This is a genomic window from Pseudomonas sp. FG98 (assembly GCF_057808595.1).
Map to the genome: position 1 here is coordinate 1 of NZ_JBMDIJ010000135.1, position 9,625 is coordinate 9,625.

At 65.0% G+C, this 9,625-nt stretch carries 9 protein-coding genes; 6 read left to right on the top strand and 3 right to left on the bottom strand.

The annotated features are described in order from the left end of the window. Positions 1–167: 167 nt before the first annotated feature. The gene (locus ACODSK_RS31380) at positions 168–1,526 is read right to left on the bottom strand and encodes an 8-oxoguanine deaminase (protein ID WP_489021862.1); all 1,359 of its coding nucleotides are present in this window, start codon (positions 1,524–1,526) and stop codon (positions 168–170) included. Between the two features lie 367 nt (positions 1,527–1,893). Here ACODSK_RS31380 and ACODSK_RS31385 point away from each other — a divergent pair, with 367 nt between their 5' ends. Next, positions 1,894–2,322 (top strand): TOBE domain-containing protein, encoded by a 429-nt coding sequence (locus ACODSK_RS31385; protein ID WP_489021863.1) that lies wholly within the window; start codon positions 1,894–1,896, stop codon positions 2,320–2,322. A gap of 15 nt (positions 2,323–2,337) precedes the next feature. Here ACODSK_RS31385 and ACODSK_RS31390 read toward each other — a convergent pair whose 3' ends face one another. After that, complete coding sequence (locus tag ACODSK_RS31390; RefSeq protein ID WP_489021865.1) at positions 2,338–3,219, bottom strand: LysR family transcriptional regulator; 882 nt, start codon at positions 3,217–3,219, stop codon at positions 2,338–2,340. Between the two features lie 112 nt (positions 3,220–3,331). Between ACODSK_RS31390 and ACODSK_RS31395 the strand changes: the two genes are divergently transcribed. From ACODSK_RS31395 to ACODSK_RS31410, 4 genes are all read left to right on the top strand, one after another. Beyond that, positions 3,332–4,450 carry an oxidoreductase gene (locus ACODSK_RS31395; RefSeq protein ID WP_489021866.1) on the top strand — a complete coding sequence of 373 codons (1,119 nt, stop codon included), beginning with the start codon at positions 3,332–3,334 and terminating at the stop codon, positions 4,448–4,450. Positions 4,451–4,779: 329 nt separating this feature from the next. Next, positions 4,780–5,304, top strand: coding sequence for an RNA polymerase sigma factor (locus ACODSK_RS31400; protein WP_489021868.1), 525 nt, complete (start codon positions 4,780–4,782; stop codon positions 5,302–5,304). Then, the gene (locus ACODSK_RS31405) at positions 5,301–6,146 is read left to right on the top strand and encodes a FecR family protein (protein WP_489021869.1); all 846 of its coding nucleotides are present in this window, start codon (positions 5,301–5,303) and stop codon (positions 6,144–6,146) included. The genes ACODSK_RS31400 and ACODSK_RS31405 overlap by 4 nt, the downstream gene beginning before the upstream one ends. A gap of 60 nt (positions 6,147–6,206) precedes the next feature. Further along, a complete protein-coding gene (locus ACODSK_RS31410) occupies positions 6,207–8,543 on the top strand; it encodes a TonB-dependent siderophore receptor (protein WP_489021871.1) in 2,337 nt (778 codons plus the stop codon). A gap of 517 nt (positions 8,544–9,060) precedes the next feature. Here ACODSK_RS31410 and ACODSK_RS31415 read toward each other — a convergent pair. Further along, on the bottom strand, positions 9,061–9,282 hold the full coding sequence (locus tag ACODSK_RS31415; RefSeq protein WP_489021873.1) for an ASCH domain-containing protein: 222 nt from the start codon (positions 9,280–9,282) through the stop codon (positions 9,061–9,063). A 26-nt stretch (positions 9,283–9,308) separates the two neighbouring features. Between ACODSK_RS31415 and ACODSK_RS31420 the strand changes: the two genes are divergently transcribed. After that, positions 9,309–9,625 (top strand): hypothetical protein (locus ACODSK_RS31420; protein ID WP_489021875.1); only part of this gene is annotated, 317 nt, incomplete at its 3' end.

The window sequence follows — 9,625 nt, forward strand, 5'->3', positions numbered from 1 at the left end:
TGTGGGAGCGGCTGTTAGCCGCGATGCGCCGCGCGGGCGGCGCTCGATCTCAAGGGCGCCAGAACAATCAAGGCAAGCACCTGGCAGCCTCCCTGCAATCTACCGCCAGGCGACCTCACATCGCTGCCCCTGTCGGCCAAATCGCAGGCAAGCCACACCGTTTGCTTTTACTCCCCGCTGACCAACTGTCGCGCCAGCTGGTTATGCCGCTCCAGCACCCGCGGCAGGTCGACCGTGGTGATGCGCCCGTCCTGTACCACCACCCGGCCGTTGATCACGCTGGTGTCGACCTGGGTCGGGGTGCAGAACACCAGGGCCGCCAATGGGTCATGCAGGCCGCCGGCATAGGCCACATGGCCGAGGTCGAAGGCGACGAAGTCGGCAATCATGCCCGGCGCCAGGGCGCCGATATCGTTGCGATTGAGCACCTTGGCACCGCCCAGGGTGGCGATCTCCAGGGCCTCGCGGGCAGTCATCGCATCCGGGCCGAAACCGACCCGCTGCAACAACAGGGCCTGGCGCACTTCACCGATCATGCTGGCGCCATCGTTGGAGGCCGAACCATCGACGCCCAGGCCCACCGGCACGCCGTGGTCACGCATCTTGCGGATCGGCGCGATACCCGAGGCCAGGCGCATGTTCGAGCAGGGGCAGTGGGCGACGCCGGTGCCGGTGCGGGCGAACAACTCGATGCCATGCTGGTCGAGCTGCACGCAGTGGGCGTGCCACACATCGTGGCCGACCCAGCCCAGGTCCTCGGCGTACTCGGCCGGGGTCATGCCGAACTTCTCGCGGCTGTAGGCGATGTCGTTGACGTTTTCCGCCAGGTGGGTGTGCAGCGACACCCCGTACTGGCGGGCCAGTACCGCGGCTTCGCGCATCAGGTCGCGGCTGACCGAGAACGGCGAGCAGGGCGCCACCACCACGCGCAGCATCGAGCCGTGGCTGGCGTCGTGGTAGTCCTCGATCAGGCGCTGGGATTCCTTGAGGATGTCGCTTTCCTTTTCCACCACCGAATCCGGCGGCAGGCCGCCCTGGCTGCGGCCGACGCTCATGCTGCCGCGGGCGGCGTGGAAGCGCATGCCGATTTCCCCGGCGGCGTGGATGCTGTCGTCGAGCTTGCAGCCGTTGGGGTAGATGTACAGGTGGTCGCTGGAGGTGGTGCAGCCCGAGAGGATCAGCTCGGCCATGGCGGTCTGGGTCGAGACCGAGATCATCTCAGGGGTCAGCCGGGCCCAGATCGGGTAGAGGTTGGTCAGCCAGTTGAACAGCTCGCCGTCCTGGGCTGCCGGGACCACCCGGGTCAGGCTCTGGTACATGTGGTGGTGGGTGTTGACAAGTCCCGGAATGACCACCTTGCCGGTCATGTCGAGGATCACGTCGGCGGTTTGTGGCAGCTCGTCGCTTGGGCCGACCTGCTTGATCAGATTGTCTTCAATGTACAGACCGCCGCGCTTGATCTCGCGGCGCTCGCCGTCCATGGTCACCAGCAGTTCGGCGTTCTTGACCAGTAATGTCTTGGGCATGGGGATTCCTCTCCTGAGTGGAGTGCAGTTATCAGTGGGATGCCTTGTCGGCGGAATCGATCAGTGCAAAAGCGTGGGCGGTATCGGGGCGCGCGGCCTCGATTTGCCCTTGGGCTGGCTGAAGTCGCTGTGGTGCTGGTGGAGCGAGGCGGGGTGTTCGATCAGGTCGAACGGTGTCAGGTGTTGCATGGTTGTGGACCGTCGCTATACGCAGCGGGCGATTGCCGATGTCGTAGGCGCGGGGAAAATGTAAACACGATTTTTTATTTGTGTATACAGGAATGATGGTCGTTATGGTTGTGACTACATAGCGCAACCGGGATGATGCGCGAAAAACTAACCTTCAAGTCAAGAAAAGGATCCTCACATGAAAGTCAGCGCACGCAACGTATTCAAGGGCCAGGTCAGCCAGGTCCAGCAAGGCGCGGTCAACGCGGAAGTGGAACTGACCCTGGCCGGCGGCGAGCGCCTGGTCGCCGTGGTGACCATGGAAAGCGTCCGCAACCTCGGCATCGCCGTGGGCAAGGAGGCCGTGGCCCTGGTCAAGGCGCCGTGGGTGATGCTGATGACCGAATCCAGCGACATCCGTCTCTCGGCGCGCAACTGCCTGGACGGCAAGGTGGTCAGCGTCACCGACGGCGCAGTGAATGCCGAGGTGTTGCTGGAACTGGCTGGCGGTAGCCGGGTGTATGCGATCGTCACCCGCGAGGCGGTGGCCGAGCTGGGCCTGGCAGCGGGTGTGAGTGCCACGGCGGTGATCAAGGCGTCGCATATCATTCTGGGCGTGCCGGCCTGATTGATTGCGCGGATGTCAGCACAGCGCTGCCATCCGCGCCTCCAGGGCATCGAGAAACACCGTGACCCGGGCGGGGATATAGCGCCGGGTCGGCATTACCGCCCATACAGACAAGTCTTCCATTCCCGCATCTTCCAGTTCGATGGCTATCAGCGAGCCGTCGCGCAGGTGTTCTGCCACATCCCAGTACGCCAGCATGGCGACGCCCAGGCCGGCTACGGCGGCGCTGCGCACGGCATCGACGCTGCTGGTGGCGACCCGCCCCTGCAGGCGCCGGCGCTGGATGACGCCATCGATCACGAAGGGCCAGCGGGCCACCGCCTGAAGCTGGATGCACTGGTGCCGCTCCAGCTCGGCCAGGCAGCGTGGCTGGCCGTGGCGTTGCAGATAGGCCGGGGCTGCGCATAGCACCCTTGGATTCGGCGCGATGCGCCGGGCGATCAGTTCCGAGTCGGCGAGGGGTGCGACGCGCAAGGCCAGGTCGAAGCCGCCGGCGACGATATCCACCACCCGATCGGAGACATCCAGTTCCACCTGCAGGCCGGGATGCTCGGCCAGCAGTTCCGGCAGCAGACCCAGGACGATGGACTGGCCGAACACGCTCGGCGCGGTCAGGCGCAATACGCCGCTGACCGCCGTGGAGGACGGCGGCAGTTCGCGCACAGCGCTGTCCTCGGCATCGATCATGCTGTTGGCGTAAGGCAGCAAGGCCTCACCCTCGGCGGTCAGTCCGACCGAGCGGGTGGTGCGGTGGAGCAGGCGCACACCCAGTTCGTCTTCCAGCGCGGCGATGCGCCGCGACACCTGCATGGGTTGCACGTCGAGCTGCCGCGCCGCCGCTGACAGGCTGCCGGCGGAGGCTACCGAAAGAAAGATGCGCAGGTCCGCTACCAGCATGACTTTATCCTTTTTGGTTAAGCCGGCTGCACCCGCTAGCAGCTTGGTCGGCTTGCGTCTGGCCCATAGGATCTGCACCAGCGCACATTCGTGCTTGACTACAGAGGCAGCCATGACCGATTCGAATTCGCCAATCTTAACGCCATTCGCTATTAAACACCTGCCGCTGCGCAACCGCCTGGCGGTGGCGCCGATGACCCGGGTGAGTGCCAGCGACAGCGGCCTGGCTACCCCGCGCATGGCCGAGTACTACGCACGCTTCGCCCGGGGCGGGTTCGGCCTGGTGATCAGCGAAGGCATTTACACCGACGCACAGTTCTCTCAGGGATATCCCTTCCAGCCGGGGATCATCGACCAGGCACAGGCCCAGGCATGGCGAAGGGTGACGGAAGCGGTCCACGCCGAGGGCGGAGCGCTGTTCGCCCAGTTGATGCACGCCGGAGCGTTGAGCCAGGGCAACCGCTTTGTCGATCACACCCTGGCGCCGTCAGCGATCAGGCCCAAGGGCGAGCAGATGCGCTTCTACTACGGCGAGGATCAGTACCCGGTTCCCCGGGGGATCACCGAGGAGCAGATCGCCGATGTCATCGCCGGGTTTGCCCAGGCCGCGCGGCGTTCGGTACAGGAAGCGGGTTTCGACGGGATCGAGATCCATGGCGCCAATGGCTACCTGCTCGATCAGTTCCTCACCGACTACAGCAATCGCCGCGACGATCGCTGGGGTGGTGATGTGCGGGCGCGGCTCGGGTTGATTCTCGAGGTGGTCAAGGCGGTGCGTGGCGCCGTGGGCGGGCTGCCGCTCGGCGTGCGCATCTCTCAGGGCAAGGTCAATGACTTCACACACAAGTGGGCGGGGGAAGAGGCCGATGCGGAGGTGATCTTCGGCGCACTGGCGGATGCCAGTGTCGACTTCATCCATGTCACGGAATTCGAGGCGTGGCAGCCGGCGTTCGACGATGGCGGCCAGAGCCTTGTGGCCCTGGCCCGGCGCTATGCACCGGGCACCGTGCTGATCGCCAATGGCGGGGTGCACGATATCGACCACGCCGAAGCGACGCTGCACGACGGCGCCGACATCATCGCACTGGGCAAGGCGGCACTGGCAAACCCGGACTTCCCTCGGCGGTTGCAGCAGGGCGAGGCGCTCGACCCGTTCGACGCGGCCATTCTGGGACCTATTGCCGATATCAAGGATTCGGAGGTTGCAGCGATCAGCCAGGTCAGGGGCTGATCGTGGCATGGGTATCTGCAGATCTTAGGTGAGGTGCAACACGGACCCTGTAGGAGCGGCTTCAGCCGGGACGCCGGACCGCGCGATCGGCGGCGAAGCCGTCGTAAAACCTAAGTCCCAGGTCTTTCTGACACACCGAGTGCACCGGTTCTATGGCCGCTTTGCGGCCAATCGCGGCTAACAGCCGCTCCCACAGGGTCCTAGTTGCGCCCATTGAGATGTGTAGATACCCATGCTGATCGTGGCCAAGCGAGACGTTCACGTTGGTGCTATGAATGTGAAGTGTTCTCATTTATATTCGCCGGCGCGCCGCTCGCCTCAGGTCCGTCATGTCCGCCGATCTCCCCAAGCCCTCGCTGCTCAGCACGCTGGTTCGTCACTACGATGAACTGGTGGATCATATCCGACGCCGCTTCGGTGATCGCGGTTTCGCCCGCGAGGTGGTCCACGATGTCTGCGTGCAGTTGCTGGAGAAACGCGAGAAAGACGACGTGCACACGCCGCTGGCGTTGCTGCGCAAGATCTCCCATGACCAGGCCGTGAGCCGCTACCGCAGCGAGCGACGGCGCCAGGTGTGGCAGGTCGGCATGCCGGAGCAACTGGATGCGGTCTGCCCCGCCCCCGCACCGCCCCAGCAGTACGAAGCGGCCCGCGAGTTCGAGTTGCTCGCCGAGGCCATCAGCCGCTTGCCCGAGCGCTGCCAGATGGTCTTCGTCATGCACAAGGTCCATGAGCTGCCCCAGGCCGAAGTTGCCGAGCGCATGGGCATTTCCCTGAAAACCGTGGAAAAGCACCTGCGCCTGGGCATGGCTGCCTGTCGTGCCCACTTGCAACAGCAGCAGGCCAGCCAATGAGCAATTCCGTTCCGCCCATCTCGCCGGAAGACCAGGCCCTGGCGCGTCATCGCGAAGAGCTGCGCAAGCGCTTCCCCATGCCCGAACCCAAACCACGCAAACCGCGCAAGCCGTTGGTTGTCGCTGGCCTGGTACTGCTGCTCGGCGCCAGCCTGGCCTGGCTCGACCCGGCCTACCACAGCGAGCAGTACGTCAGCGCCGTGGGCGAGCGACGGGTGCTCGACCTGGCCGACGGCAGCAAGGTGCAGATGGACAGCGGCACCCGCCTGGACGTGAGCTGGCACCTGCGTTCGCGCCGGGTCGAATTGCACGCCGGGCAGGCCCTGTTCGAGGTCAGCAAGGCACTGGTCCGGCCGTTCCGGGTCGCGGCCGGCAGTGCCCGTATCGAGGTGCTCGGCACCCGCTTCAACGTGCTGCGCAGCGAGGACAACGTCGATATCGCGTTGCTGCGCGGCAGTGTCGCCGTGCAGTCGGCGCTTGATCCGGCCCAACAACTGCGCCTGTCGCCGGGTCAGCAGGTGAGGGTGCGCCAGGGGCAGTTGCAGCCGTTGGCCCAGGCCAATGTCGACGGTGTCCTGGCCTGGCAAGAGCAGCGCCTGGTCTTCGCGCGCACGCCGCTGGCGGAAGCCCTGGCGCAGATCCAGCGTTACCACACCGGGGCGATCCGCCAGGAGGACCAGAGCCTGGCGCAACTGCCGATCAGCGGTACCTTCAATACCGCCAAGGTCGACGACCTGCTCGACCTGCTGCCGCGCATCCTGCCGCTGACCTTACGCCGCGAGGCTGATGGCAGCGTGCACATCAGCCGGCGCGAGGGAAAAAATATTTCGCCGGGAGGGTAGGGTTTTTTCACGCGGCCGACGGCAGTCATTGCAAGTCACCTATGCCAAGGATCTTCCGCCATGACGCACCACGCCCGCCGGCGCCTGCCGCTTTCCCTTCTCGCCGCCAGCCTGCTGGCCGCGATGCCTGTCCTCGCCGCCGAGCGGCTCGACCTCGACCTGCCCGCCGGCAGCCTGGAGCAGGCGCTCAACAGCCTGGCCCGGCAGAGCGGGGTGCAGATCATCTTCGCCAGCGATGTGGTCGGCCAGCGCAGCACCCCGGCCTTGCGCGGCCACTACAGTGCGGAAGAGGCCATGCACCGGCTGCTCGATGCCCGCGGTTTGCAGGTACGCCAGCAGGACGAGCAGACCTTCCTGGTGCTCGCCCCGGAGCATGAGCAGAGCGCTGCGCCAGCACCCGCCGAGCCCCTGGCGGTGGACGCCACGGTGATCAGCGGCGACGTGCTCGGCAGCGCCAGCGACGCGGAGGTGCGCAGCTATGCCGGCAGCCGCAGCGTGGTGGCCAGCGAGCAACTGCACACGGCCAGCGTGCGCGGGGTGGACGACGCACTGCAACGTGTTCCGGGCATGAAGATCTTCGACGAAACCGGCACCGGCGCCTTGCCGCAGATCGCCGTGCGCGGTCTGTACGAAAGCCGTAGCGGGCGGCTCCAGGCCCTGTCCGACGGCATTCCCCTGGCCCTGGCACCCTATGGCCAGACCGGCCTGTCGCTGTTCCCGGTGACCATGGCCACGGTCGACCGCATCGATGTGGTCCGTGGTGGTGCTGCCGTGCAGTACGGCCCGAACAACGTCGGCGGAGTGGTCAACTTCATCAGCAAGCCGATTCCCCATGAGTGGCAGACCACCTTGCAGGAACGCGCTACGTTCAACGCCGGCGGCCGCCAGTTGTGGGACACCTACCTCGGAACCGGGGGCTTCCTTACCGACAACTTCGGCCTGCAACTGGACCTCAACACCGTCGGCGGCGAGGCCGGTCGCGAGCACTCCGACACCGATATCCAGAACTACCGCCTGCGCGGCCAGTGGAACATCGACGACGACCGCGACCTGAGCTTCGGCATCCAGCGCTACAAGGCCGACATGGACCTGGCCGGCGCCCTCAGCGTGGCCGACTACAAGCACGACCCACGGCAATCGACCCGTCCCATCGACCGCTTCGAGGGCGACACCGATCGGGTCTGGGGCACCTATACCCAGCAGTTCGGCGCCATCGGCCCGTTCGACTCGGTGGCCTTCAGCTGGACCAACTTCGCCCACAACAGCTACCGCAACTTCGTGGTCGGCATGCCGTTCACTCCGGATGGCCAGGCCGTGACCAGGCAGGACGGCCCGCGTGATTTCCGCGTGTGGGGCAGCGAGCCGCGCCTGAGCCTGGGCATCGATGGCGAGCAGGTCAGCCAGACCTGGCTGCTGGGGGCGCGCTACGTCAAGGAAGACATCGACTACAAGGTGGATCGCCAGAGTGTCGCCACTGGAGTGACCACCCCATTCCGCGACTGGCAGTTCGATGACGAAGCCAAGGCCTTCTACCTGAGCAACGCCATCAGCCTGCTCGACCACCGCCTGACCATCACTCCCGGCGTGCGCTACGAGCACGCGCGCATGGACTACGACGACGGCATCACCGGCGCCAGCAACCAGAACCGCTCGATGGAATGGCTGCCAGGTCTGACCCTGGGCTTCCAGGCCAGCGATGACTGGTTCGTCTACGCCAACGCGCAGAAATCCCTGCGTCCGCCGCAGGTCACGCAGATCGTCAAGGAAGGCCAGGTCGGCGCCGAGCTGGCCTGGAACTACGAGACCGGCGTGCGCTACACGCCCTGGGATGGTCTGCGTGTCGACCTCGGCGTCTACCGCATCGACTTCGATGACCAGATCGTCTACGACGCCACCAGCGACCGCTTCGTCAATATCGGCAGCACCCGCCACCAGGGCATCGAAAGCGAAGTGTTCTGGACCCCGGCGGCGCTGCCGGACCTCGACCTGCATGCCAGCTACGCCTATCTGGATGCCAAGCAACGCAACGGTGTCTACAAGGACAACGAAGTGCCCTATGCCTCGCGCAGCCAGTTCAGCGTCGACGGCCGCTATCGCTTTGCCGAGAACTGGACCTACAGCCTCGATGGCCTCTATGTCGGCAGCGCCTACACCGACGCCGCCAACACCGGCCCGGAAAACGCCAGCGCCTCGGTGGGCAAGCTGCCGGCCTACTGGCTGTGGAACACCGCCATCGAACGCCGTTTCAAACTGCGTGACGGCGTGCTGACCACCTCGGCCGGCATCAGCAACCTGTTCAACCGCGAGTACTACTTCCGCGGCATCGACACCAGCCCGTGGGGCCGCCAGCCGGCACCGCAGCGGTCGTTGACGCTTGGGGTGAACTACCAGTTCTGAGGCGGCAACTGGCGCGGTTCAGGTGGGAGCTGCTTTAGCTGCGAAGGACCGCGTCAGCGGTCCCAAAACCATCCCGCACGAGTCCCTGACCCAGTCTTGTTGCGGATTCACAGTGCCTGATCTGGCGCGTTTCTCCAGAGGGACCGCGCTGACAGGCTTTGGGACCGCTGCGCGGTCCTTCGCAGCTAAAGCAGCTCCCACAGAGACCGCGCCGAGCACAGATACTGTGGCTGCCCCAGAACCCTGTGGGAGTCGGCGTTGCCGACGATGAGGCCATCAGCCTCGACATCGATCTTGCTGGACTGTGTTGTTCTGGCGGGCCTCATCGCTGGCAACGCCAGCTCCCACAGGGTCCGCGTCGAGCACGGATACTGTGGCTGGCCCAGAACCTTGTGGGAGTTGGCTTGCCGACGATGAGGCCCGTCGTCACAACATCAATCTGCTTGTCTGCCACCGTGGAATCTCTCACAGGGTGGACTGTCGCTCTTGGCCCTACGGGCCGTGTGGCCTTGTCGACTCATTCAGCTGGGGGACGAGATGTGCAGATACCCATGCGCATCGAGCCCGGGCAGCTCCACCTCATAGATCCCCCGCGCGGCCCGTGCCGGTAGCGGCGGTTTTCGACGATCAGCAGGTCTTCGTTGGGGGATAGGTCCGGGTGCCAGCGGCGTACTTCCAGGGTTTTCTGGCCGGAGGCGATTCTGTTACCGCTGGGGGTGACGATCGATAGGGCTTTCATGGCGGTGTTATGTTCCGAGTGCAGGTATGGCCAAAACCAACTTCATGCAGGTTGATCAACCAGGATTGGCACTTCGTGCATTGGCAGCTCATCTTGATTCTTCTGTAAATGGGGACGCGGGGGCAGACGTTCATTTGCACTTAAAAAACATGCCGAGGCAAGGCCAGGCTGCAACTGCTACCGGCCGGACAAAGCAGGCTTTGTTGGGGGAAGGCAGCCTTTCCAGCATCGTTTTTTCGCTGTTTGGGTGTTTACACATATCGAGCGAAGGTCGATGCGGTCTAGGTGGGAGCTGCTTTAGCTGCGAAGGACCGCGTCAGCGGTCCCAAAACCATCCCGCACG

Excerpts from the sequence above, each read along its gene's own strand:
- ACODSK_RS31395 (WP_489021866.1), top strand. The coding sequence starts at position 3,332 with ATGACCGATTCGAATTCGCCAATCTTAACGCCATTCGCTATTAAACAC.
- ACODSK_RS31405 (WP_489021869.1), top strand. The coding sequence starts at position 5,301 with ATGAGCAATTCCGTTCCGCCCATCTCGCCGGAAGACCAGGCCCTGGCG.
- ACODSK_RS31410 (WP_489021871.1), top strand. The coding sequence starts at position 6,207 with ATGACGCACCACGCCCGCCGGCGCCTGCCGCTTTCCCTTCTCGCCGCC.
- ACODSK_RS31415 (WP_489021873.1), bottom strand. The coding sequence starts at position 9,282 with ATGAAAGCCCTATCGATCGTCACCCCCAGCGGTAACAGAATCGCCTCC.
- ACODSK_RS31385 (WP_489021863.1), top strand. The coding sequence starts at position 1,894 with ATGAAAGTCAGCGCACGCAACGTATTCAAGGGCCAGGTCAGCCAGGTC.
- ACODSK_RS31400 (WP_489021868.1), top strand. The coding sequence starts at position 4,780 with ATGTCCGCCGATCTCCCCAAGCCCTCGCTGCTCAGCACGCTGGTTCGT.
- ACODSK_RS31380 (WP_489021862.1), bottom strand. The coding sequence starts at position 1,526 with ATGCCCAAGACATTACTGGTCAAGAACGCCGAACTGCTGGTGACCATG.
- ACODSK_RS31390 (WP_489021865.1), bottom strand. The coding sequence starts at position 3,219 with ATGCTGGTAGCGGACCTGCGCATCTTTCTTTCGGTAGCCTCCGCCGGC.